21 protein-coding genes and 7 tRNA genes are annotated in these 22,126 nt (G+C 71.2%); 13 read left to right on the plus strand and 15 right to left on the minus strand.

What is annotated here, in order from left to right; all coding sequences use genetic code 11:
- Positions 1-9: 9 nt before the first annotated feature.
- The 4 genes from BHU15_RS27735 to pgsA form a co-directional block, all read right to left on the minus strand.
- Positions 10-558, minus strand: a complete 549-nt coding sequence (locus BHU15_RS27735) for a hypothetical protein (RefSeq protein ID WP_069629698.1) — start codon at positions 556-558, stop codon at positions 10-12.
- A 104-nt stretch (positions 559-662) separates the two neighbouring features.
- The gene (locus tag BHU15_RS27740; RefSeq protein ID WP_023542938.1) at positions 663-1,826 is read right to left on the minus strand and encodes a glycosyltransferase family 4 protein; all 1,164 of its coding nucleotides are present in this window, start codon (positions 1,824-1,826) and stop codon (positions 663-665) included.
- Positions 1,823-2,767, minus strand: coding sequence for a phosphatidylinositol mannoside acyltransferase (locus tag BHU15_RS27745; protein ID WP_069629683.1), 945 nt, complete (start codon positions 2,765-2,767; stop codon positions 1,823-1,825). Before BHU15_RS27745 ends, BHU15_RS27740 begins: the two co-directional genes overlap by 4 nt.
- Positions 2,764-3,441 carry a phosphatidylinositol phosphate synthase gene (gene pgsA, locus BHU15_RS27750; protein WP_069629684.1) on the minus strand — a complete coding sequence of 226 codons (678 nt, stop codon included), beginning with the start codon at positions 3,439-3,441 and terminating at the stop codon, positions 2,764-2,766. Before pgsA ends, BHU15_RS27745 begins: the two co-directional genes overlap by 4 nt.
- Before the next feature lie 250 nt (positions 3,442-3,691).
- On the opposite strand from pgsA, the gene BHU15_RS27755 reads away from it, so the two are divergent.
- Positions 3,692-5,911, plus strand: a complete 2,220-nt coding sequence (locus BHU15_RS27755) for an elongation factor G-like protein EF-G2 (protein WP_069629699.1) — start codon at positions 3,692-3,694, stop codon at positions 5,909-5,911.
- Between the two features lie 153 nt (positions 5,912-6,064).
- Positions 6,065-7,699, plus strand: a complete 1,635-nt coding sequence (locus tag BHU15_RS27760; RefSeq protein WP_069629685.1) for an AbeC-like domain-containing protein — start codon at positions 6,065-6,067, stop codon at positions 7,697-7,699.
- Between the two features lie 56 nt (positions 7,700-7,755).
- Here BHU15_RS27760 and BHU15_RS27765 read toward each other — a convergent pair whose 3' ends face one another.
- Complete coding sequence (locus BHU15_RS27765; protein WP_069629686.1) at positions 7,756-8,325, minus strand: HIT family protein; 570 nt, start codon at positions 8,323-8,325, stop codon at positions 7,756-7,758.
- A gap of 66 nt (positions 8,326-8,391) precedes the next feature.
- Here BHU15_RS27765 and BHU15_RS27770 point away from each other — a divergent pair, with 66 nt between their 5' ends.
- The gene (locus tag BHU15_RS27770; protein WP_069629687.1) at positions 8,392-9,084 is read left to right on the plus strand and encodes a potassium channel family protein; all 693 of its coding nucleotides are present in this window, start codon (positions 8,392-8,394) and stop codon (positions 9,082-9,084) included.
- 36 nt (positions 9,085-9,120) lie between these two features.
- Here BHU15_RS27770 and thrS read toward each other — a convergent pair whose 3' ends face one another.
- The gene (gene thrS, locus BHU15_RS27775) at positions 9,121-11,103 is read right to left on the minus strand and encodes a threonine--tRNA ligase (protein ID WP_069629688.1); all 1,983 of its coding nucleotides are present in this window, start codon (positions 11,101-11,103) and stop codon (positions 9,121-9,123) included.
- 193 nt (positions 11,104-11,296) lie between these two features.
- Between thrS and BHU15_RS27780 the strand changes: the two genes are divergently transcribed.
- Positions 11,297-12,022, plus strand: coding sequence for an exonuclease domain-containing protein (locus BHU15_RS27780; protein ID WP_069629689.1), 726 nt, complete (start codon positions 11,297-11,299; stop codon positions 12,020-12,022).
- Positions 12,023-12,075: 53 nt separating this feature from the next.
- Here BHU15_RS27780 and BHU15_RS27785 read toward each other — a convergent pair.
- Both BHU15_RS27785 and BHU15_RS27790 read right to left on the minus strand, forming a co-directional pair.
- Positions 12,076-12,147, minus strand: a tRNA-Val gene (locus BHU15_RS27785).
- A gap of 39 nt (positions 12,148-12,186) precedes the next feature.
- A complete protein-coding gene (locus BHU15_RS27790; RefSeq protein ID WP_069629690.1) occupies positions 12,187-12,642 on the minus strand; it encodes an SRPBCC family protein in 456 nt (151 codons plus the stop codon).
- Positions 12,643-12,735: 93 nt separating this feature from the next.
- On the opposite strand from BHU15_RS27790, the gene BHU15_RS27795 reads away from it, so the two are divergent.
- Entirely contained in the window at positions 12,736-15,171 is a 2,436-nt protein-coding gene (locus BHU15_RS27795) for an SCO7613 C-terminal domain-containing membrane protein (RefSeq protein WP_255293234.1), read from the plus strand.
- An 81-nt stretch (positions 15,172-15,252) separates the two neighbouring features.
- Here BHU15_RS27795 and BHU15_RS27800 read toward each other — a convergent pair.
- Positions 15,253-15,324, minus strand: a tRNA-Val gene (locus tag BHU15_RS27800).
- Positions 15,325-15,378: 54 nt separating this feature from the next.
- Positions 15,379-15,837: a TIGR02611 family protein gene (locus BHU15_RS27805; RefSeq protein WP_069629692.1), complete on the minus strand. Its 459-nt coding sequence runs from the start codon at positions 15,835-15,837 to the stop codon at positions 15,379-15,381.
- A 190-nt stretch (positions 15,838-16,027) separates the two neighbouring features.
- Between BHU15_RS27805 and BHU15_RS27810 the strand changes: the two genes are divergently transcribed.
- Positions 16,028-16,441 (plus strand): SsgA family sporulation/cell division regulator, encoded by a 414-nt coding sequence (locus BHU15_RS27810; RefSeq protein ID WP_023542925.1) that lies wholly within the window; start codon positions 16,028-16,030, stop codon positions 16,439-16,441.
- 206 nt (positions 16,442-16,647) lie between these two features.
- On the plus strand, positions 16,648-17,205 hold the full coding sequence (locus BHU15_RS27815) for a CGNR zinc finger domain-containing protein (protein ID WP_069629693.1): 558 nt from the start codon (positions 16,648-16,650) through the stop codon (positions 17,203-17,205).
- Between the two features lie 3 nt (positions 17,206-17,208).
- Here BHU15_RS27815 and BHU15_RS40415 read toward each other — a convergent pair whose 3' ends face one another.
- Both BHU15_RS40415 and BHU15_RS27820 read right to left on the minus strand, forming a co-directional pair.
- On the minus strand, positions 17,209-17,361 hold the full coding sequence (locus tag BHU15_RS40415; RefSeq protein ID WP_167756225.1) for a hypothetical protein: 153 nt from the start codon (positions 17,359-17,361) through the stop codon (positions 17,209-17,211).
- A gap of 127 nt (positions 17,362-17,488) precedes the next feature.
- On the minus strand, positions 17,489-17,950 hold the full coding sequence (locus BHU15_RS27820) for a hypothetical protein (protein WP_069629694.1): 462 nt from the start codon (positions 17,948-17,950) through the stop codon (positions 17,489-17,491).
- 216 nt (positions 17,951-18,166) lie between these two features.
- Here BHU15_RS27820 and BHU15_RS27825 point away from each other — a divergent pair, with 216 nt between their 5' ends.
- Positions 18,167-18,679 carry a DsbA family protein gene (locus tag BHU15_RS27825; protein ID WP_069629695.1) on the plus strand — a complete coding sequence of 171 codons (513 nt, stop codon included), beginning with the start codon at positions 18,167-18,169 and terminating at the stop codon, positions 18,677-18,679.
- Positions 18,680-18,703: 24 nt separating this feature from the next.
- Here BHU15_RS27825 and BHU15_RS27830 read toward each other — a convergent pair whose 3' ends face one another.
- From BHU15_RS27830 to BHU15_RS27840, 3 genes are read right to left on the minus strand one after another with little or no spacing between them, the layout of a single operon-like run.
- On the minus strand, positions 18,704-19,543 hold the full coding sequence (locus BHU15_RS27830; RefSeq protein WP_069629700.1) for a GNAT family N-acetyltransferase: 840 nt from the start codon (positions 19,541-19,543) through the stop codon (positions 18,704-18,706).
- A 41-nt stretch (positions 19,544-19,584) separates the two neighbouring features.
- Positions 19,585-20,406, minus strand: coding sequence for an aminotransferase class IV (locus tag BHU15_RS27835; protein ID WP_069629696.1), 822 nt, complete (start codon positions 20,404-20,406; stop codon positions 19,585-19,587).
- Positions 20,403-21,461 carry a chorismate-binding protein gene (locus tag BHU15_RS27840; protein WP_069629697.1) on the minus strand — a complete coding sequence of 353 codons (1,059 nt, stop codon included), beginning with the start codon at positions 21,459-21,461 and terminating at the stop codon, positions 20,403-20,405. The genes BHU15_RS27835 and BHU15_RS27840 overlap by 4 nt, the downstream gene beginning before the upstream one ends.
- Positions 21,462-21,640: 179 nt before the next feature.
- On the opposite strand from BHU15_RS27840, the gene BHU15_RS27845 reads away from it, so the two are divergent.
- The 5 genes from BHU15_RS27845 (at position 21,641) to BHU15_RS27865 (ending at position 22,083) form a co-directional block, all read left to right on the plus strand.
- Positions 21,641-21,713: transfer RNA gene (locus tag BHU15_RS27845), tRNA-Gly, on the plus strand.
- Between the two features lie 36 nt (positions 21,714-21,749).
- Positions 21,750-21,823: transfer RNA gene (locus BHU15_RS27850), tRNA-Cys, on the plus strand.
- 1 nt (position 21,824) lies between these two features.
- Positions 21,825-21,896 (plus strand) — tRNA-Val (locus BHU15_RS27855).
- A 20-nt stretch (positions 21,897-21,916) separates the two neighbouring features.
- Positions 21,917-21,988: transfer RNA gene (locus BHU15_RS27860), tRNA-Val, on the plus strand.
- 23 nt (positions 21,989-22,011) lie between these two features.
- Positions 22,012-22,083, plus strand: a tRNA-Val gene (locus tag BHU15_RS27865).
- Positions 22,084-22,126: the final 43 nt, after the last annotated feature.

Raw genomic sequence — 22,126 nt, forward strand, 5'->3', positions numbered from 1 at the left:
CGACAGGCCCTAGGTGCCCGGGCGGTCGGCGAGCGCGACCGGGGGCTCGTCGTCCATCTCGAACGCGAGCGGGAACGGCGCGTGCCCGGCGAGCCGGAACCAGCGGACCGTGCGGTGCCGTCGCAGCGCGCGGGCCGCGCGTACGGAGTCGTTGTGGAAGCGCCGGGCCATCGGCACCCGGCGTACGGCCGCCGCCAGTTCGGTCGCGGCCTCCTCGCCGCCCGGCGCGGCCCGTACCGCCTCGACCTGCGCGGCCTCCCCGAAGACGGCCCGCAGCGCCTCGCTCAGCTCGCTCTCGGCCACTTCGCGCAGCTCCTCCTCCTCGGCCGCCCGCGCCGCGTGCGCCCCCTGGTAGAGCAGGATCGAGGCTGCGGGGTCGAGGAGGCCGGCGGTGGCCAGCTCCTGGGCGACCGAGGCGCGGCGCAGCAGTTGGGCGTCGAGGGAGGCCCGTGCGGCGTCGATCCGCGAGTGCAGTCGGTCGAGTCGGCCGGCGGTCCAGCTGAGGTACAGGCCGATGGCCAGCAGCCCGACGAAGATCCAGATCAGGGTTTCGGTCACGCACGGCAGGCTACTGGTGACGGCGGCCGGTTCCCCCACCCCGCCCCTTCCCGAAAGCTGGCGGGGCGGGCCGCCGGATCCCGGGCCCGCCCCGCGAGGTGTCCTCAGTCGCGGGCCGCGAGGCCGAACCGGGCGCGCAGGCCCACGCGTTCGTCCGTGGCCACCGACGCCGCGCCGTCTGCCACCGTCTCGTACACCGCCAGGATGTCCGCGCCGACCGTCGACCAGTCGAAGCGCCGCACATGCGCGCTGCCGCGCTCCCGCAGCCCCTCGCGGCGCTCCGGGTCGCCCAGCAGCCGTACGGCCGCCTCCGCCAGCGCGTCCGCGTCCTCGTTGGCGAACAGCTCCCCGGCCGCGCCCTGGTCGAGGACCTGCGCGAACGCGTCAAGGTCGCTCGCCAGCACCGCCGCGCCCGCCGACAGGGCCTCGACCAGGACGATGCCGAAGCTCTCGCCCCCGGTGTTGGGCGCCACGTACAGGTCGACACTGCGCAGCAGCCGCGCCTTGTCCTCGTCGCTGACCATGCCGAGGAATTCGACGCGCCCGCGCATCTCCTTGGGAAGCGACTCGACGGCTTCCTTCTCGTCGCCGCGCCCGGCGACCAGCAGCCTGGTCTCGGGGAGGGCTTCGAGGATCTTCGGGAGGGCCTTCATCAGGACGGGCAGCCCCTTGCGGGGTTCGTCGATGCGCCCTATGAAGCCGATCGTGCCGCCCTGCCACTCGGGGTTGACCTCGGCGTCGGCGAAGAAGCCGACGTCGACGCCGTTGGGGATGACGACCGCGTCACCGCCCAGGTGCTCGACCAGCGTGCGCCGCGCGTACTCGCTGACGGCGATCCGCGCGCTTATCTTCTCCAGCGCCGGCTGGAGGATCGGGTACGCGGCGAGCATCACGCGCGAGCGCGGGTTCGACGTGTGGAACGTCGCGACGATCGGCCCCTGCGCCGCCCAGCAGGCGAGCAGCCCGAGCGAGGGCGCGGTCGGCTCGTGGATGTGGATGACGTCGAAGGTGCCGTCGTGCAGCCAGCGCCGTACGCGGGCCGCCGCCAGGAAGCCGAAGTTCAGCCGGGCGACGGAGCCGTTGTACGGGACGGGCACGGCCCCGCCTGCGGAGACGACGAAGGGCGGGAGCGGGGTGTCGTCGTCGGCGGGCGCGAGCACGGAGACGTCGTGGCCCAGCCGGATCAGATGGTCCGCGAGATCCCTGATGTGGAACTGCACTCCGCCCGGCACGTCCCAGGAGTACGGGCAGACGATGCCGATCTTCACCCGGTCCCCCCGGCGCTCTCGGCGCCGCCCGTGCTGCCGGCGGGACGCGGTTCCAGGTCGGCGAGCCAGAGACGTTGCAGCATGTGCCAGTCCTCAGGGTGCTCCGCGATGCCGTCGGCGAACCTGTCGGCCACGGCCTGTGTCATCACGGACGACTTCTCGGCCCGTTTGCCTGTCGCGGGCACCTCGACGGCCGGATAGACCCGCCCCCGCATGAGCTTGGGCCCGTCGAAGTGGAGCGCCACCGGGAACAGCAGCGCCCCGGTCTGCTGCGCCAGCATCGCGGGCCCGGCGGGCATCCGGGTCTTCTCACCGAAGAACGTCACCTCGACGCCGGACGCCGACAGATCGCGGTCCGCGACCAGACACACCAGGCCGCCGGCCCGCAGCCGCCGGGCGAGCGTCCCGAAGGCGCTGCCCCCGGTGTGCGGCAGCACCTCCATACCGAGGCTCTCGCGGTACGCGACGAAACGGTCGAAGAGCGATTCGGGCTTGAGCCGTTCCACGACGGTGGTGAACGGAACGCCCATCCCCCGGGTCAGCCAGGCCCCGGCGAGATCCCAGTTGGCCAGATGCGGCAGGGCCAGGATGACGCCCCGGCCGCTCTCCAGGCCCTCGTTGAGGAGATGGATGTCCTTGATCTCGACGCTGTCCCGCACCCGTTCGTCACTCCACACCGGCAACCGGAACGACTCCATCCAGTACCGCATGTACGAGCGCATGCCGGCCTTCGACAGGTCCCGCAGCCGCTCGGGGCCCGCGTCCGGCACCACGCGGGCCAGATTCGATTCGAGCCGCAGCACCTGCGAGCCGCGCCGCTTCCAGACGGTGTCGGCGATGGTCCTGCCGAGCGCGTTGGCGGCCGGTTCGGGGAGCTTCTTCACGGTGCTCCACCCGGCCGCGTACAGGGCGTCGACCAGCCGGTCCCGCCCGCCGCTCATGAGGCGGACCCGGTGGCGCCGGCGGTCCCGCCCGCACTGGCCGCGTCCGCCTCGGCGGACTCGCGCCGTACGGTCACCACACGCTGTCCGAGGGTCACCAGACTGCCCGCGGCCACCACCCACAGCGCGATCGGCAGCAGGATCTCGATCCCGGGCACGCCGAACGTCTTGTGCATCCCCGCGAGACCCGCCGCCACCAGCGAGATGACCAGGCGCTCGGCCCGCTCGACGAGCCCGTTGACGGCCACCGGCAGCCCTATCGACTCGCCGCGGGCCTTCGTGTACGACACGACCTGGCCGCTCGCCAGGCAGAAGATCGACACGGCGCACAGCACGTTGTTGTCGCCCGTCCCCGCGTACCAGAGCGCGAATCCGCCGAAGACCGCGCCGTCGGCGACCCGGTCGAGCGTGGAGTCGAGGAACGCCCCCCACCGGCTGGAGATCCCGGCCTGCCGCGCCATGTTGCCGTCGACGAGGTCGGAGAAGACGAAGAGCGTGATGACGATGGTGCCCCAGAAGAACTCTCCGCGGGGGAAGAAGAACAGCGCTCCGGCCATCACTCCCGCCGTACCGATGAGCGTCACAGCGTCGGGACTCACCCCCCGCCGAAGCAGAAACGCGGCGAACGGGGTGAGGACACGCGTAAAGAATGCACGCGCGTACTTGTTCAGCATGGCCTTCCCGACGGTCGGTTGCGCAGATGGCCCCATCGGCCATCGGCTGGCCCATCGTAGCCAGGACCGAAGGCCGCCACCGCCGGGGCGCCCGGCTCGGTGCCCCCGGCCGCCGTGCCCGACATATGGACGCGGGCCCACCAGGGTGCAAAGCTCGAATGACCACCGTGGGCATCGCAGGAGCTGCCACCCGCGGCTCCTGACGCCCGCGCCCGGCTTCTCAGCGTGCGACCGATCGGGAGGCATGATCATGGGCGACAAGGCGAACGGTCACCGGCATCCCGGGGCCGCGGGCAGGGCGACGACGGCCGGCCCGCCCTCCTCCGTACGGAACGTGGTGCTGGTCGGCCACAGCGGATCCGGCAAGACGACCCTGGTGGAGGCCCTGGCGCTGACCGCGGGAGCGCTCACCCGCGCGGGCCGCGTCGAGGACGGCGCCACCGTCTCGGACTACGACGAGATCGAGCACCGGCAGCAGCGTTCCGTACAGCTGTCCCTCGTCCCAGTGGACTGGGGCGGCTACAAGATCAATCTGCTGGACACCCCCGGCTACGCGGATTTCGTCGGGGAACTGAGGGCCGGTCTGCGCGCCGCGGACGCGGCCCTCTTCGTCGTCTCGGCCGCCCAGGAGGCGGAGGCGGTGGCGGCGACCACCCGCGCGGTGTGGCAGGAGTGCGCCGCCGTCGGCATGCCGCGCGCGATCGTCGTGACGCATCTGGAGACCGCCCGCACCGGCTTCGAGGAGCTGACGCGGATCTGCGGCCGGATCTTCGGCGGCGACGACCCGGACGCCGTCCTGCCGCTGTATCTGCCCGTGTACGGCGCCGAGGGCCCCGACGGGCATGTGCCGGTCACCGGCCTCACCGGACTGCTCTCACGCCGGATCCACGACTACGCCTCCGGCACCCGCGAGGTGCTGGCGCCCGGCCCCGACGGGCTGGAGGCCGTCGACAGGGCCCGCGACCGGCTGATCGAGGGGATCATCGCCGAGAGCGAGGACGAGACCTTGATGGATCACTATCTGGGCGGCGGCGAGGTCGACGAGCGGACGCTCGTGGACGATCTGGAGAAGGCCGTCGCGCGCGGTGTCTTCCACCCCGTCCTCGCGGCGGCGCCGGCCGCCGACGGCGCGCGCCAGGGCCTCGGCACGGTCGAGCTGCTCGAACTGATCACCGGCGGCTTCCCGACCCCGCTGGAGCGCCGGGCCCCGGAGGTGACCACCCCGCAGGGCGCGGCCCGCCCCCTTCCGGACTGCGACCCGGCCGGCCCGCTGGTCGCCGAGGTGGTGAAGACGGCGTCCGACCCGTACGTCGGCCGGATCTCCCTGGTCCGGGTCTTCTCCGGCACCCTGCGGCCCGACGAGACGGTGCACGTCTGCGGACACGGGCTCGCCGACCGCGGCCACGAGGACCACGACGTGGAGATGCGGGTCGGCGCGCTGTCGTCGCCCTTCGGCAAGCAGCAGCACGTCATCGACAGCTGCGCCGCGGGCGATCTGGCGTGTGTGGCGAAGCTGTCGCACGCCGAGACGGGCGACACGCTCTCCGCCACGGACGACCCGCTGCTGATACGGCCCTGGGAGATGCCCGACCCGTTGCTGCCGCTGGCCGTGGAGGCACACAGCACCTCGGACGAGGACAGACTGTCGCAGGGGCTCGCGCGGCTCGCCGCCGAGGATCCGACGATGCGTCTGGAACAGAATCAGGCCACCCGTCAGGTCGTCCTGTGGTGCCTCGGCGAGGCGCACATGGAGGTGGCCCTGGAGCGGCTGCGCGACCGGTACGGCGTCCAGGTGGATGTCGTACCGCACAAGGTGCCGCTGCGTGAGACGTTCGGCGAGCGGGCGTCGGGACGCGGCCGGCATGTCAAACAGTCCGGCGGCCACGGCCAGTTCGCGATCTGCGAGATCGAGGTCGAACCACTGCCCGTCGGCTCCGGCGTCGAGTTCGTGGACCGGGTCGTGGGCGGCGCGGTGCCCCGGCAGTTCATTCCCTCCGTGGAGAAGGGCGTGCGGGCGCAGGCGGCGCGCGGTGTCGCGGCCGGGCATCCGCTGGTGGACGTGCGGGTGACGCTGGTGGACGGGAAGTCGCACTCCGTGGACTCCTCCGACGCCGCTTTCCAGACGGCGGGGGCGCTCGCGCTGCGCGAGGCGTCGGCGCAGGCCCGTATCGAACTGCTGGAGCCGGTCGCCATGGTGGAGGTCGTGGTCCCCGACGAGTACGTGGGCCCCGTGATGAGCGATCTGTCGGGGCGGCGCGGCCGGGTGGTGGGCACCGATCAGGCCGGGGGCGGACAGACCGCCGTACGGGCCGAGGTGCCGGAGGTCGAGATCGGCCGGTACGCGATCGATCTGCGGTCGGTGTCGCACGGCACGGGCCGCTTCAGCCGCTCGTACACCCGGCACGAGCCGATGCCGGCCCACCTGGCCGACCGGTTCCGGACAGCCACGGGCGCCGCCGTGGGGGCCTGAGCGCGCGAGGTGGCGGGACGTGGGCCGGTTTCTCCCTGACGCGGAGTGCGTGACCCGGTTACGCTGTGATGCGCCCCAGCTCAGCAGGTGTGCGGGGCAGGGTAGTTGGGAACAGGGCGCAGCAGCGGATGCTCGCGGCGATGGGGGCGGACAGTGGCGCACGACGGTTTCGATTTCTCTCCTGGGGCCCAGGTTCCGCTCCAGGGGTCGGCGGGTCAGACGGCGGCGACGCATGCCCTGGCCTCGGCGGCGTACCGCGACAGTCCGGTGGAGAAGATCCTTGAGGCGGACAGCGAAGCTCACAAGTCCTCGGTGAGCAAGGGCAGGGTCTCGCTCTTCGAGCCGAATCTGGGCGAGGCGTTCTCGCGCGCGGTGCAGACGCGGATGCTCGGCGGGGGGCGTGCCGCGCTCATCCAGTCCTTCGGTATGGAACCGCAGACGGTGGTCGAGCACTGTCTGGCGGCGAACCACATCCGTAAGAAGCGCGACACCCAGCTCACCCTGGTGACCGTTGTGTTCGGTCTGCTGTTTCTGCCGGGGACGCTGCTGTGGATCGGTGTCTTCCAGCTGCGCAGGACGCTGGCGGGATCGAAGGACAAGAAGGCCGGCGCGATCGGCGGCGCCCTGCTGCTCGGTGTCGCCGCGCTGGCCGTGGTCTTCCTGGTCGCGCTGCCGTTCACGGGCTTCCTCGGCTGGTATCTGCGCGGTGTGATCGTCGCGCCCGTCGTCGGCTGGCTGCTCGCGAAGCGGATCTGCGAGACGACGGCGAAGGATCTGCGCGCCCGCTGGAGCGACCTCCTGGACGGCGGGGGCCTCGGCGCCAAGGTGCCGGAGGCGGTGCCGGGGCACCCGGACGAGACCGCGCGGGAGGAGCTGCGCCACGGGCTGGAGAAGCTGACGGCCGAGCAGCGTTCCAACGCGATCTTCTACGCGGGCCCGAAGGAAATACTGGGCATGGGCACCCGCTGGGGCAGCTGGCAGCTCGCGGAGGAACTGGTCGCCAAGGACCCCGACAAGGAGATCCACCAGTTCCGCAGCTACGACGTGATACGGGTGATGCACGACCAGCTGAAGATGCTGGAGCGCGGCCCGCTCAACTCCGGTGGTTTCCCCAAGCCCGAGGTGAAGCACTGGATCGTACGGCCGGTCGGCGAGAAGGCCGGGTCGGTCAGCAGGCCCGACGGCCAGGACGTGGAGACCTTCCAGGTCAAGGGCCACGAGATACAGCGGATCTGCAACCACCAGCAGTTCGGCAGCGGTGACCGGCACTATCTGGGTGTCCAGTTCACGCTCTGGGACGGTCAGTTGGTGATCACGATGATGATCACGGTGACGGTTCTGCACGAGACGCTGCGCATCGAGGTGACCGGGCACGCGCTGGGTCCGGTCAACTCCCTCTTCACCTCGAAGCCTTCGCCCAAGACGGTCACCAAGCCGAAGACGGTCAGGTTCTGGGAGACCACGACCCACAGTCTGCCGCTGGTGGAGCCGAAGGAGGCGGTACGGCTCGCGATCCGCGCCCCGTTCACCTGGTATCCGCCGATCCTCGACTTCCTCGGCGGCAAGCTGTCGCTGCCCGAGCCGTTCGGCCTGCGGCACGTGTGGGCGGAGGAGCCGTGGCGGCACCGCTTCATGGCGGACGACGCGATGCGCGCGGCCACTCCGGTGCTGCGGGTGGCGCACACGGCGGCCCTGCGGGTGCTGAACGAGAACGGCGTGGACACCGAGCGCTTCGGCAACCGCTCCTCGTTCCTCAGCGGCGCGATCCAGGACCCGTCACCGAAGTAACCCGGCGGGTACGACGCACGGGGCCCACGACGCACAGGGCCTACGACGCGTAAGGCTTACGGCTTGGTGGCGGCCGGCCACGCGTCGGCCAGCATCGCCCGGGTGTCCGCCAGCAGTTGGGGCAGCACCCGGGTGTGCGCGACGACGGGCATGAAGTTCGCGTCGCCGCCCCAGCGCGGCACCAGGTGCTGGTGCAGATGGGCGGCGATCCCGGCCCCGGCGACGGTGCCCTGGTTCATGCCGATGTTGAAGCCGTGCGCCCCGGAGGCCGTACGCAGCGCGGTCATGGCCTGCTTGGTGAAGGCGGCGAGTTCGGCGGTCTCGGCCTCGTCCAGCTCGGTGTAGTCGGCGACGTGCCGGAACGGCACGACCATCAGATGGCCGCCGTTGTACGGATACAGGTTCAGCACCGCGTAGACCGACTCGCCGCGGGCGATGACGAGCCCGTCCTCGTCGGACTTGCGCGGGATGGAGCAGAAGGGACAACCGTCGTCCGCGTTCGGGCCGGTGGGCTTGTTCTCACCCTGGATGTAGGCCATCCGGTGGGGCGTCCACAGGCGCTGGAACGCGTCCGGGCTGCCCACTCCGATCTGCTGCTCCGGCTCACTCGTCATGCTGTGCAGCATATGACTTCGCCCCGGTGAAGCGTGTCGCCGGGCCCGCTCCGCACGCCTCCGGGCCATGCTGGCGCGATGCATGTCCGGAACCGAACCGAACGGCTGCGCGACTGGGAGCGGCGCCTCGAAATGCCGCTGCTCCTCGCCTCGCCGCTCTTCCTCGCCTGTTACGCGGTGCGCGTCCTGGACCACGGCCGCGACCCGCTCCTCGGCGACATCGCGGCGATCGCCCTTCTCACCATCTGGGCGCTGTTCGCGGTGGACTACGCGGTACGGCTGGTGCTGAGCGGCAAGGGCGCCCACTTCGTGACGTCGCAGTGGCTGGACACGGTCGTCCTGATCCTGCCCCTGCTGCGCCCGGTGCGGATCGTCAACACGTACGTGACGCTCCAGCGCCGCCACGACCGGCCCCGGCTGAGTCTGTACGGGCGGGTGATGGCGTACGCGGGAATCACGGCCTTCCTGCTCAGCGTCGCCACGTCGCTCGCGGTCTACCAGCAGGAGCGCGGCGCGCCCGGCGCCACCATCCGGACGTACGGGGACTCGGTGTGGTGGGCGTGCTCGGCGATCACCACGGTCGGGTACGGCGATGTCACCCCGGTGACGCCGCTCGGCCGGGTGTTCGCGGTCTTCCTGATGATCTGCGGACTGGCGCTGCTGGGCGCGGTGACCGGCTCGTTCTCCTCGTGGCTGGTCCAGGTCTTCCGCCGTGAGGACGAGGCGGGCGGCGGCCCGCCCCCGGACGCGGGACGGCCCCCGGGGAACTGACGTCTCCCGGAGGCCGTGGGAACCCGTGCGGGCGGCTCAGACCTGGACGCGGCGCTCCACGACGTCCAGCAGCTCGGCGAGCGCCTCGTCGGCGGGGATGCCGTTCTTCTGCGTCCCGTCCCGGTAGCGGAAGGACACCGCGCCGTTGGCGACGTCCTCGTCACCGGCGATGATCATGAAGGGTGTCTTGTCCTTCTGGTGGTTGCGGATCTTCTTCTGCATCCGGTCGGACGAGGCGTCCACCTCGACCCGCAGCCCCTTGGCCCTCGCCCGCGCGGCGAACTCCTGGAGGTAGGGCACGTGCGCGTCGCCGATCGGGATGCCGACCGCCTGGACGGGGGCCAGCCAGGCCGGGAAGGCGCCCGCGTAGTGCTCCAGGAGCACGGCGAAGAAGCGCTCGATCGAGCCGAACAGCGCTCGGTGGATCATGACGGGCTGCTGCTTGGTGCCGTCGGACGCGGTGTACTCCAGCTCGAACCGCTTCGGCTGCTGGAAGTCGACCTGGATGGTGGACATCTGCCAGGACCGGCCGATGGCGTCCTTGGCCTGTACGGAGATCTTGGGGCCGTAGTAGGCGGCGCCGCCCGGGTCGGGGACCAGCGGCAGACCCTGCTTGTCGGCGGCCTGCTGGAGCGCCGCCGTGGCCTCCTCCCACTCCTCGTCCTCGCCCATGAACTTGTCGGACTCGGGGTCGCGGGTGGACAGCTCCAGCTCGAAGTCGGTCAGCCCGTAGTCCCGCAGCAGATCCAGCACGAAGGTGAGCAGGGAGTCCAGCTCCTGCGGCATCTCCTCCTTGGTGCAGTAGATGTGCGCGTCGTCCTGGGTGAAGCCGCGGGAGCGGGTGAGGCCGTGCACGACGCCGGACTTCTCGTAGCGGTAGACCGTGCCGAACTCGAAGAGACGCAGCGGCAGCTCGCGGTAGGACCGGCCGCGCGCCTTGAAGATCAGGTTGTGCATCGGGCAGTTCATGGCCTTGAGGTAGTAGTCCTGGCCGTCGAACTCCATGGGCGGGAACATGCCGTCCGCGTAGTGCGGGAGGTGTCCCGAGGTCTCGAAGAGCTTCTTCTTCGAGATGTGCGGGGTGTTGACGAACTCGTACCCCGACACCTCGTGACGGTGGCGCGAGTACTGCTCCATCTCCTTGCGGATCACCCCGCCCTTGGGGTGGAAGACGGCGAGACCGGAGCCCAGCTCGTCGGGGAAGGAGAACAGGTCCAGCTCGCTGCCCAGCTTGCGGTGGTCGCGGCGCTCGGCCTCGGCGAGGAAGTCGAGGTGGGCCTTCAGCTCGTCCTTGGAGGGCCAGGCGGTGCCGTAGATCCGCTGGAGCTGCGGGTTCTTCTCGCTGCCGCGCCAGTAGGCGGCGGCGGAGCGCATCAGCTTGAAGGCCGGGATGTTACGGGTGGTGGGCAGGTGCGGACCCCGGCAGAGGTCCTTCCAGCACAGCTCGCCGGTCTTGGCGTCGAGGTTGTCGTAGATCGTCAGCTCACCGGCTCCGACCTCGGCGGACGCGCCCTCGGCGGCGTCGGCGGCCTTGCCCTTGAGACCGATCAGTTCGATCTTGTACGGCTCGTCGGCCAGCTCGACCCGCGCGTCCTCGTCGGTGGTGACCCGGCGGGAGAACCGCTGGCCGCGCTTCTGGATCTCCTGCATCTTCTTCTCGACGCGCTTCACGTCGTCGGGGGTGAAGGGCTCGGCGACGTCGAAGTCGTAGTAGAAGCCGTCCTTGATCGGCGGACCGATACCCAGCTTGGCCTCGGGGAACAGTTCCTGCACGGCCTGCGCCATGACGTGCGCGGTGGAGTGGCGCAGGATGTTCAGGCCGTCCGGGGAGGAGATCTCCACGGGCTCGACGCTCTCGCCGTCGGTGACCTCGTAGCTGAGGTCCTTCAGCTCACCGCCCACCCGGGCGGCGATCACGGTGCGCTCACCGGGGAAGAGGTCGGCCGCCGTAGTGCCCGTCGTCACCACGCGCTCTTCCCGCTCGGAATCGCGTTCGATGGTCACGCGGACATCTGACACCGGTCTCTCCTTCACTCATGGGGCGCGCACGCTCGTTTCCGTACGCGTCGGGAATCGTACCGAGCCGGAGGGCCACTCGCTAAACGGTTGAATTGTGCCGTCATCTCCGGCGTACGGCGCAAAGGTCCCGGGTATGACCGTTTCGGGCAGCTGGCCGGATGCCATCTGCCAAGCGTGTGCGAGGAGTTCGGGGATGACGCACTGGTACGAGGGCCCCCTGGCCGCATTCGACATCGAAACGACAGGCACCGACGCCGAGCAGGACCGGATCGTCTCGGCCGCGCTCGTCGTCCAGGACATCTCGGGCTCCCGGGCCCGGGTCACCCGCTGGCTGGTCAATCCGGGAATACCGATACCGGTCGCGGCGACCGAAGTGCACGGCCTCACCGACGCGTTGGTCCAGCGCTCGGGGCGCTGGCCGGCGCCGGTGATCGAGGAGGTGGGGCGGGCGCTGGCCGAGCAGTGCATGGCGGGCCGCCCGCTGGTGGTGATGAACGCGCCGTTCGGTCTGACGGTGCTCGACCGCGAGATGCGGCGCCACCGCGACTCCTCACTGGCCCGCTATCTGGAGAACGCGCCGTTCTGCGTGCTGGATCCCGGTGTGCTGGACCGGCATCTGGACGCGGTCCGCAAGGGCCGCCGGCGGCTGATCGATCTCTGTTCGCTGTACGGGGTGGTGCTGGACGGCTCGCACGACGCCGTGGCCGACGCGGCGGCGGCGCTCGAAGTGGTCCGGTCGGTGGGGCGCCGGTTCGCCACCGCGACGGGGGCGCTGACCGCGGCCCAACTGCATGCCCGGCAGGCGGTCTGGCACGCGGCGCAGTCACGCGGCCAGCAGGAGTGGTTCGCGCGCGGGGCCACCCGGGCGGCGCCCGATCCGGCGTGGCCGCTGCGGCCCCAACTGCCCGCGGTGGCCTGAGCGTCGGGGAAACAGCAAGGCCGGTCCGTCGGTGACGGACCGGCCTTTCCCGGTGGGCGATACTGGGTTCGAACCAGTGACCTCTTCGGTGTGAACGAAGCGCTCTCCCACTGAGCTAATCGCCCGGGAACGGACTGAACCATACAGGTCTCGGCGGGTTTCGTTCAAACCGTATGACGGCGTGCGAGGACGTCGCGCAGCCCCCGCCGCCCGGCCCGCATCATCAGCGCGTGGTTGGCGAGGAAGAAGGGGCGCCCGATGACGGCGAGGCGCCGCAGCAGCGGCTTGTTCACCTCGACCTCCTGCTCGTACAGGGCGCGGGTGCCGCCGCCCCGGGCGCTCAGCGTCCAGCGCGCCCAGCCTTCGAGGTCGCCGGTCATCTCCATCTCCAGGACGCGGGCGCGCGGATCGTTCCTGCTCTCGCGGGCGCTGACGACGAGGTCGTACGGGATCAGGGACCGGAACCGGGCGGTCCCGGTGCGCTCGTCGAGCGGGGTCACCTCGCGGACCTGGGGCCACCAGTCGGGGTACTCACCGGCCCGCTCCAGTACCCCGAAGACGGTGTCGGGAGCGGCGTCGAGGTCCCAGACGCTGCGGAAGCGGTAGTGGTACCAGTCCATGAGTCAAGTGTGCGCCTCCACGCGGATACTCAGGCCCGGAACTGAGTACGTGAGCCGATGGCGCGTGCTGTGGCGCGGACCACACTCCAGTCCATGGAGAACGTTCCGAGACCGGCCGAGGAACTCGCGGTCCTCGATGGCGAACTGGCCCGAATCGACGCGCGCAGAGCGCAGTTGCTCGCCCGCAGGTCCTATCTGCTGACGCTGCTGACATCGGCGGCGGCTCCCGGACCGCCGGTGCCGCCCGGACCACCGGCGCGGCCGGTGCCCGTCCGCGTACCCGAGACGTCCCCGCCGAGCGTGCAGAACGTCCTGCTCGCGCTCGGCGGTGTGCTGCTGACCGTCGCGGCCATCGCCTTCACCGTGGTCAGCTGGGGCCCCATGGGCACCGGCGGTCGCTCGATCGTGCTGGGCACCGTCACCCTGGCCGCGCTCGCCGCCCCGGCCGCGCTGCTGCGCCGGGGCCTGACCTCGACCGCCGAGGCCGTCGGCGCGCTGGCGCTGGTGCTGACGGTCCTGGACGCCTACGCCCTGTACCGGGTCGCGCTCCCGGAGACCGACCCGCTCGGCTACACGGCCACCGCCTGCGCCGCGCTCGCCGCGCTCTGGGCCGCGTACGGACTGCTGCTCGGCCGGCTGCGCACTCCCCTGCCCGCCGCGGTCCTCACCGCCCAACTCCCGCTGTCGCTCTGGGCGCTGGCTGCGGGCGCGGGTCAGCTGACGCTCGGGTGGGCGCTGCTGGCGACAGCAGTCGCGGACATCGCGCTCGTGCTGCGGGCGAAGCCGGCGCCCGCCAGGTCGATCGCGGGCGTCACCGCCTGGGTGACCGGCGGCTGGGCGCTGCTGATCGCGTGCGGCCTCTCGGTGACGGCGGGCACCGTGCCCGACGCCGCCCGGCCCGGCCTCCTGCTGGCGGCGGGTGCCGCTGTGGGGCTGTGGGTGGCCGTGCGCGTCCCGGCCGTCGCCTTCGCCGCCGCGCTGGTGGCCGGCCTGGCCGCGATCACCGCGACCGGCGGACTGCTGCGGCCCGCGGTGCCGATCGGCTGGGCCGTCGTCGCGTATCTGCTGTGCGGCGCGGCCCTGTTGACGACCGTACGGGCCTCACTGCCCGTGTTGGCGGTGCGCGGGTTGTGTGCCGCCGCGGGGGTGTCCGTCGCCGGGGCCGTCCTGTGGGCGCTGCCCGCGACGGCCGTGACGCTGCTCGGCCCGATGTCCCGGGCCGACCGCGTCTGGTCGGGGGCACCCGGCGGGGCGCGGGAGGCGCTCGGCACGGATCCGGGCTGGTCGGCGATGACCACGGCGCCGCTGGTGCTGCTGATCGCCGCCGCTCTCCTCGTGGCCGCGTACGGCCGGCTGCCCGCTTCCGCACGGCCCGCCGTCCTCAGCGGCGCGACGGCGCTCGGCTGGGCGGCGGTGCTGATCCTTCCGATGGCACTGGACCTCGGGTACCCGGCGGCCGTGGCCATCCATCTCGCCCTGACGGCGGGCACGTTGACGCTCGGGGTGTACGGGCGCCGGGTCGCCGGCGGGGTCTGGTCGCCGGTCGCGACGACCGCCACGGTCTGCGCGCTCGTCGGAGCGGCCGATGTCGCGCTGCTGGCCCTGGCCACGGAGACGGCCACGCTGATCACCCTCGGGGTGCTGCTCGCCCTGCTCTGCGGCGGCGCGGTGGCCCTGAACACCGCCGCGACCACGGCCGCGTTCGCCGCGCGCCCCTTCCAGGCGCTCCTGGCCTGCGCGGCCGTCGGGGCGGCCGTGGCCCTGCTGTGCGCCTTCTGCGCGTCCGCCGGGCTGCCGCGCGAGACCGTCGCGCCCGTCGTCGTCACCGTGCCGGCCGCCGCCGCGCTGCTCGGCGCGCGCCTGCGCCGCCATCCCGTGGCCCTGCCGGTCGAGCTGACGGCGGCCGGCGCCGGTCTGCTCGCCGTCGCCCTCGCGTCGGGCCACCCGGAGACCGTCGCCCTCGTGCTGGCCCTGTGCGGCGTCGTCGCGGCGGGCACCGCGCTGCGCCCGGAGCGCCGCCCGGAGGCCGGGTATCTGGCGGCGGCGCTGTTCGTCCTGGCGACCTGGGTGCGGCTGTACGCCTCGGACGTGGCGACCCCGGAGGCGTACACACTGCCGGTGACCGCCCTCGCGCTCGTGGTGGGTGTTCTGCGGCGCCGTGGCGACCGGGAGGCGTCGTCCTGGACGGCGTACGGCCCCGCCCTGGCCGCGACGCTCCTGCCCAGCCTCGTCGCCGCCTGGGGCGACACGCACTGGCTCCGCCCGCTGGCACTGGGGGTCGCCGCCCTCGCGGTCACGCTCGTCGGCGCCCGGCTGCGACTCCAGGCGCTGCTGGTCCTCGGTGGCGCCGTGCTCGCCCTGGACACGCTGCACGAGCTGGCGCCGTACGTCGTCCAGGTCGTGGGCGCCCTGCCGCGCTGGCTGCCGCCCGCGCTCGCCGGACTGCTGCTCCTGGCGGTGGGCGCGACGTACGAGCGCCGCCTGCACGACGCCCGCCGACTCCGGGAGTCCCTGGGCCGGATGCGCTGACGAACCCGCGGCCGGGAGTCACGTACCGGAGAACGACCGATGCCCCGGAGACGGTGAAGTCTCCGGGGCATCGATTCCGGGTGGGCGATACTGGGTTCGAACCAGTGACCTCTTCGGTGTGAACGAAGCGCTCTCCCACTGAGCTAATCGCCCGGACGCAGGGCAAACATTACCCCATGTCAGTGGCTCCACCGGACCGTTCCACGGTCACTGCTCGATCTTCCAGGGCATGACGAATCCGAACTTCCACAGATAAATTCCGGCCAGTACCGCCATGATCGCCAGGCCGACGGACGTCAGGATGATGTTGCGCCGCCGCACCTTGGGTTCGAGTGCTTTCTGAGCCGCTTCGGTGACCTTGCGTCGCGTCCACCGGAGCACCAACTGCGCCCAGACGAATTCCGTCGCCCAGATCGCCATACCGCCGAAGATGACGAGCCACCCGGGACCCGGCAGCGGCAGCATCACCACACCCACGCCGACCACCGCGAGGCCGACGACGAATACACCGACCTGCCAGCTCATATGGAGCGTCTTCGAACTCTTGATAAAGCCCGGAGCACGTGAGCCGAGCGCACGCTCGGACGTCTCCGCCTTCGATTCCCCCGCGGTTCTCTCTGCCGTCGGTACGACGGCATCCCCCCGCTCGTCACTCTCCGCATGCATGACTCCCAACTTACCCGACGCCGAGTCGTCACCGGAATGGCGGCATAAGTCGAAGTTAGGCACCGCTGTACGAGCTACCTGAAGGATCACAAAACAGACAGAGGGGTTTACAACGGCACCGTAGGTGGCATGTCGATTTCGCCGACGTGCGAATCCCCGAGCGCACACTGAGCGAAAGGCCCTGGCGCTTATGAACACCACGGTCAGCTGCGAGCTGCACCTGCGCCTCGTTGTATCGAGCGAGTCCTCACTGCCTGTACCCGCGGGCCTGCGGTATGACACGGCCGATCCCTATGCCGTGCACGCCACCTTCCACACCGGAGCCGAGGAGACGGTCGAGTGGGTGTTCGCCCGCGACCTTCTGGCCGAGGGGCTGCACCGGCCCACCGGCACGGGCGACGTCCGAGTATGGCCCTCACGCAGCCAGGGCCAGGGCGTCGTCTGCATCGCGCTCAGCTCCCCGGAGGGAGAGGCCCTGCTGGAGGCCCCGGCGCGAGCCCTGGAATCCTTCCTCAAGCGAACCGATGCCGCGGTGCCACCGGGCACCGAGCATCGCCACTTCGACCTCGACACGGAGTTGTCTCACATCCTGGCCGAGAGCTGAGCCAGGCCGAGAACTGCACGGCGCCGTCCGACTCGGGGAGACGGCGCCGCGCGGACAACGACATACGGGCGGACAGCGACGCCGTCGCCGCGGAACCCACCGCGACGACGGCGTCGCCGCGCTCCCGCGCTCCTTACGCCGCCAACACGCCCTAGGATCTGCGGAACCCGGCGGGCACCGGTCCGCAGCAGGCCAGGGAGCGAATCGTGCAGATCCCCCACGACACCCGCAACGCCCTTGAGACCGTCGTCAGCCTCGTGAACACGATCCCCGAGGCCCACGGCTCGGACGGGCTACCCGATGTCGAGGCCCTGTACGGCTTCGCACAGGCCCACCGTATGAGCGGGGTGGGTGACCTCGGTCCCCGCGATCTGCGGGCCGTACAGGCCGTACGTACGCGCTTCGCCGAGGTGTTCGCCGCACCCGGCCCCCGCGAGGCCTCCGAACTGCTCAACGACCTGGTGGCCGCCGCCGGGACGACGCCTCAGCTGACGGATCACGACGGCTACGACTGGCACGTGCACTACTTCGCGCCGGACGCGTCGATGGCCGACCATCTCGCCGCCGACTGCGGCATGGCTCTGGCGTTCATCGTGGTGGCGGGCGAACAGGAACGGCTGCGGCGCTGCGAGGCGCCGGACTGCGGGCACGCCTTCGTCGACCTGTCGCGCAACCGCTCCCGCCGTTACTGCGACAGCCGCACCTGCGGCAACAGGCTGCATGTGGCCGCCTACCGGGCGCGCCGCAAGGAAGCGGCCGGCTGAGCGTCACAGCAGGAACAGATCATGGACCGCGGCCATGAGCAGAAGGGTGCCGATCACCGTCAGAAAGATCATCAATGGCGGCTGGGAGAGCGCGAAGAGGCAACCGCGCGGCTCTTCGGTGGGTGCGGGGGCCTGGCCCCGTGAGGTATCGAGCATCGCGGGGTGATCATGACGCAGACCGCACTCGGCCGGACAACCAACACGCGTCCCGGCCAGGCGAGTTCGTCAGATTCGTAGCAAACGTCCACCCCCTGAGACGGATGGGCCGCCGGGAGGCTTCCGGTCAGATGCCGTGCTTCTTGAGGATGGCCTCGACATCGCTGAAATCGTCGCCGGAATCCGTACCGCCGGACTTCTTCGACTTGGCCGCCTTCGGCTGCGCCACCGGGGCCGCGGACGCTCCGAGCGAGGGCGCGGAGGCCGTCGGCGCGACCGCGTCGCGCTGTGCCGCCCTGGCCGCCTCCTTGCGTTCCTTACGGGTCCCGACGCCGGCCCGCCGCTCCACCATCCGTGTCGTCATGAACAGCAGCCACGACAGTCCGAGGAGTCCGACGCCCACCCAGGCCGTCGGACTGAACGCCTTGTCGGCGAGCCACTGCACCACCCCGGTCATCACGAGGGCGACCGGCACCAGTGAGTAGGCCGCGATCCGCGTCGCCGCCAGGAAACGCTTGCGGTACGCGGTGATCGCCGCGATGCCGAGCCCGGCAGCGGACACCGCGGAACAAATGGTCTCGGCAATCATCCGGTCCTCCAGGCGTGGGCGCCGTCGTCGGTCAAGAGCGGTTCGTCGCGCAGGCCGGTACTCGCCGACCTGCCGACACTTCCATCCTGCACCTCCCGACGGGGTGGGGGCCACGGTGCGGAGGGACCTCAGGGAGATCTCCGGGGTCGGTCTCCTCCCCAGGTCCCGGTCAGGTCCCGGTCGGAAGGGGCTCCGGCGACCTGGAAGACTGATCACATGACTGACTCCTCCACCACCGGCCCCGTCGTGCTCGACGTCTGGTGCGAGCTCCAGTGCGTCGACTGCCACACCGCCCTGGCGGACCTGCGCGCGCTGCGCGAGCGCTACGGCGACCGGCTGGACGTACGGCTGCGGCATTTCCCCCTGGACAAGCACCGGCACTCCTTCGCCGCCGCCCAGGCGGCCGAGGAGGCGGTGGAGCAGGGCCAGGGCTGGCCCTACGCGGAGGCCGTCCTGGCCCGCCACGCGGAGCTGGACACCCGGGGCGAACCGCTGCTGATCGAGATCGCCCGCCAACTGGGCCTCGACGAGGAGGAGTTCGACACCGCGCTGATCGACGGCCGGCACACCCTGATCGTCGACGCCGACCAGGCCGAGGGCAAGGCGATCGGCGTGACCGGCACCCCCACGTATGTGATCGGCGGTGAACGCCTCGACGGCGGCAAGAGCCAGGAGGGCCTGCGCGAGCGCATCGAGGAGATCACCGACCGGCTGCTCGCCGAGAGCTGACACCCGCTCTCCTGAAGAGATGCTTCAGAGCAGCGTCTTGAAGAGGTTGCGGTGCGTGGTCGCGTATCCGAGTGATTCGTAGAGGCCGATCGCCGGGGTGTTGCCCGCGAAGACGTGCAGGCCCAGCGCGCCCGTGCCCGTGCGGTGGGCGATCGTCTCGGCGTGCAGCATCAGGGCGCGGCCGTAGCCCTTGCCGCGGTGTTCCTCGGCCACCTCCACGTCGTACACGAAGGCGGCGGAGACGCCCGGGGACAACTCCCGGCCGCCCACCCACACATGGCCGACCACTTCCCCGTCGTGGACCAGGGCCTCGATCCAGGTGCCGGGGGTGGACAGGCCGTCGGGGAGGTTCTGGAGACGGCTGGCCTCCGCCTTCGCCTGGGCCTGGGCCGGCGGGAGGCCGCGGTCGAGCCAGCTCTGGCGGAAGCCGTCGAGCGCGTGCGCCTGCCAGACCTCGTACTCCGACTCGTCCACCGGTCTGCCGACGAGACCCGGCGGCAGGACCGGCGGGTCCTGGGCGAGGCTCTTGAGCATGTTCCTGCTGCGCTCGGTGTAACCCAGGGTCTCCAGCAGCGGCACCACGCCGTCGGCGTCGGCCGGGACGGAGGCGGTCACCTGACCGCAGCCCCAGCCGCGCAGGACCTCCTCGGCGGCCAGCGCGGCGATCGTGCCCCGGCCGCGGCGCCGGTCGGCCTCGTCGATCCTCAGTCGGCGCAGGACACCGGCGGGGGTGCCGAAGGCGCCGTCCATGCCGAGTTCGATCACGCCTATGGGGCGGCTGTTGTCACACACGTCGTAGCCGCGTGATCTCATGCCGTCATCGGTCTGCTGAAGCGGCCCGGTCGGCCGCAGGGTGGTGGTCATCAGGGGAGTTGTACCCATCTCGCCGCCGCGCGTCATCCGGTTTACGGATCGAGGTCGCCCGCCGCGCGCTCCTCGAAGACGCGCATGGCCTTGACGGTGACCGGGCCGGGGGCGCCGGGCAGTGTGCGGCCGTCGACGCGGTGCACCGCCTGTACGTCGCGCAGCGAGGACGTCAGGAAGATCTCGTCGGCCCGGTCGAGCACGTCGAACGGCAGCCGCGTCTCCTGGGCTCCGGCCCACTCCACGGTGAGCGCCCGGGTGATACCGGCGAGGCAGCCGGAGGAGACGGGCGGGGTGTGGAGCTGCCCGTCCAGGACGACGAAGACGTTGGAGCCCGTGCCCTCGCACAGATCTCCCACGGTGTTGGCGAACAGCGCCTCGGAGGCGTCCTGTTCGCGGGCACGGGCGAGGGCGACGACGTTCTCGGCGTACGACGTGGTCTTGAGCCCGGTCACCGCGCCGCGTTCGTTGCGCGTCCAGGGAACGGTGATCACCGCGGTGGTGTCGGGGCGGCGGTGCGTCTCGCCGACGGCCACGACCAGCGTCGGGCCCGCGTCGCCCCGGTCCGAGCCGAGCGGCGACAGACCGCCGGTGTAGGTGATCCGCAGCCGGCCCATGTCCACCGGGTTGGCGTCCAGGACGGCGGCGCAGGCGGCCCGTACCGCGTCGTGGTCGGGGTCGGGCAGGCCGAGACCGCGCGCCGAGCGGGTGAGCCGGTCCAGATGACGGGTGAGGGCGAAGGGCCGTCCCCGGACGGTCTTCACCGTCTCGAAGATGCCGTCGCCCACGGTCAGCCCGTGGTCGAGCACCGACACCTGGGCGGCGTCGGCCGCCCGCAGTCCGCCGTTGACCCAGATCATCATCCAGCCGTCCTTCCGGTCGCCTCGTACACTCCCGACGCTACCGCCAGCAGCCGTGCCGCCTTGAGCTCCGTCTCCCGCCATTCGCGTTCGGGGTCGGACCCCCAGGTGATGCCCGCGCCGGTGCCGAAGCACAGGACGGGGCCGCGGGGCGGGTCGCGTTCGATCCAGAACGTCCTTATGCCGACGGCCAGTTCGGCGGTGCCCCGGTCGGCGTCCACCCAGCCGACGGCGCCGCAGTACGGCCCTCGGGGCGCCGTCTCCAGCTCCCCGATGATCTTCAGCGCGCTGGATTTCGGCGCGCCGGTGACTGAGCCGGGCGGGAAGGTCGCGGCCAGCAGCTCCGGCCAGCCGGCGCCGTCGGCGAGCTCGCCGCGCACCGTCGAGACGAGATGGACGAGTCCGGGGTGGGGCTCGACGGCGCAGAGGGCGGGCACGGTCACCGATCCGGTGGCGCAGACGCGGCCGAGGTCGTTGCGGACGAGGTCCACGATCATCACGTTCTCGGCGTGGTCCTTCTCCAGCAGGTCGTCGGCGGTCCGGCCGGTGCCCTTGATGGGGCCGGACTCCACGGTGCGGCCGGTGCGCCGCAGATACAGCTCCGGCGACGCGGTGGCGATCTCCACGCCGTGCGCGGGGAGCCGGACCGTACCGGCGTACGGGGCGGGGTTGCCGCGCGCCAGGAGCGCGGTCAGCGCGTCGACGTCGGCGACCTCGGGGGCGGGCAGCGGCGCCGTCAGGACGCGGCAGAGGTTGGCCTGGTAGACCTCGCCCGCCGCGATGAGTTCACGGACGCGCCGTACGCCCGCGACGTACGCGGCGCGGTCGAGCGACGACGTCCAGTCACCCGTCGCGGGTCCCCGCCACCGCCCGGGAGCGGGCGCGGGCACCGGCTCGCGGCGTACGTCGCCGAAGCGGGCGCAGGTCAGAGCGCCCTCGAAGTCCATGGCGACGGCCCAGAAGCCGGCCGATTCGAGGGCTTGCGGATCGCGGGTGACATCGCGCAGATCGGTGGCGAGGAGATCACCGAAGCGGGCCAGCGGAGGGAGGTCGTGCACGGTGTCGAGTCTAGGACGGCTCGTCGGACGCACCGGCCACGTGTCACGACGGCGACCTTTGGGTGCCGCAGCGTGAACGCACGGCAGCACGCTGCACAAACGCGTTTTTGTGCTGGCCCCGTAATCCGCTAGAGTTCAGCACGTCGCCGGACCGAGCGGGAGGGACCGGGAAACGGCACGCGGACGTAGCTCAGTTGGTAGAGCGCAACCTTGCCAAGGTTGAGGTCGCCAGTTCGAACCTGGTCGTCCGCTCGAGTTGGGGGATCAATTCCCGGCCCCCGCACTCCTGGTGGAGTGGCCGAGAGGCGAGGCAACGGCCTGCAAAGCCGTCTACACGGGTTCAAATCCCGTCTCCACCTCCAAGGACGATTAGCTCAGCGGGAGAGCGCTTCCCTGACACGGAAGAGGTCACTGGTTCAATCCCAGTATCGTCCACTGGATCCAATTGGATTCCCGCGCGATTAGCTCAGCGGGAGAGCGCTTCCCTGACACGGAAGAGGTCACTGGTTCAATCCCAGTATCGCGCACGCAGTACACGCAGGGTCACCCTGCGCGATTAGCTCAGCGGGAGAGCGCTTCCCTGACACGGAAGAGGTCACTGGTTCAATCCCAGTATCGCGCACAGCCCGAAGCCCCCGGCCGAATCGGCCGGGGGCTTCGGGCTG

This window comes from Streptomyces niveus (assembly GCF_001723055.1).
Classification (GTDB): Bacteria; Actinomycetota; Actinomycetes; order Streptomycetales; family Streptomycetaceae; genus Streptomyces; species Streptomyces niveus.

Excerpts from the sequence above, each read along its gene's own strand:
- BHU15_RS27745 (WP_069629683.1), bottom strand. The coding sequence starts at position 2,767 with ATGAGCGGCGGGCGGGACCGGCTGGTCGACGCCCTGTACGCGGCCGGG.
- pgsA (WP_069629684.1), bottom strand. The coding sequence starts at position 3,441 with ATGCTGAACAAGTACGCGCGTGCATTCTTTACGCGTGTCCTCACCCCG.
- BHU15_RS27755 (WP_069629699.1), top strand. The coding sequence starts at position 3,692 with ATGGGCGACAAGGCGAACGGTCACCGGCATCCCGGGGCCGCGGGCAGG.
- BHU15_RS27765 (WP_069629686.1), bottom strand. The coding sequence starts at position 8,325 with ATGCTGCACAGCATGACGAGTGAGCCGGAGCAGCAGATCGGAGTGGGC.
- BHU15_RS27770 (WP_069629687.1), top strand. The coding sequence starts at position 8,392 with ATGCATGTCCGGAACCGAACCGAACGGCTGCGCGACTGGGAGCGGCGC.
- BHU15_RS27780 (WP_069629689.1), top strand. The coding sequence starts at position 11,297 with ATGACGCACTGGTACGAGGGCCCCCTGGCCGCATTCGACATCGAAACG.
- BHU15_RS27790 (WP_069629690.1), bottom strand. The coding sequence starts at position 12,642 with ATGGACTGGTACCACTACCGCTTCCGCAGCGTCTGGGACCTCGACGCC.
- BHU15_RS27795 (WP_255293234.1), top strand. The coding sequence starts at position 12,736 with ATGGAGAACGTTCCGAGACCGGCCGAGGAACTCGCGGTCCTCGATGGC.
- BHU15_RS27805 (WP_069629692.1), bottom strand. The coding sequence starts at position 15,837 with ATGCATGCGGAGAGTGACGAGCGGGGGGATGCCGTCGTACCGACGGCA.
- BHU15_RS27810 (WP_023542925.1), top strand. The coding sequence starts at position 16,028 with ATGAACACCACGGTCAGCTGCGAGCTGCACCTGCGCCTCGTTGTATCG.
- BHU15_RS40415 (WP_167756225.1), bottom strand. The coding sequence starts at position 17,361 with ATGCTCGATACCTCACGGGGCCAGGCCCCCGCACCCACCGAAGAGCCG.
- BHU15_RS27820 (WP_069629694.1), bottom strand. The coding sequence starts at position 17,950 with ATGATTGCCGAGACCATTTGTTCCGCGGTGTCCGCTGCCGGGCTCGGC.
- BHU15_RS27825 (WP_069629695.1), top strand. The coding sequence starts at position 18,167 with ATGACTGACTCCTCCACCACCGGCCCCGTCGTGCTCGACGTCTGGTGC.
- BHU15_RS27830 (WP_069629700.1), bottom strand. The coding sequence starts at position 19,543 with ATGACCACCACCCTGCGGCCGACCGGGCCGCTTCAGCAGACCGATGAC.
- BHU15_RS27835 (WP_069629696.1), bottom strand. The coding sequence starts at position 20,406 with ATGATGATCTGGGTCAACGGCGGACTGCGGGCGGCCGACGCCGCCCAG.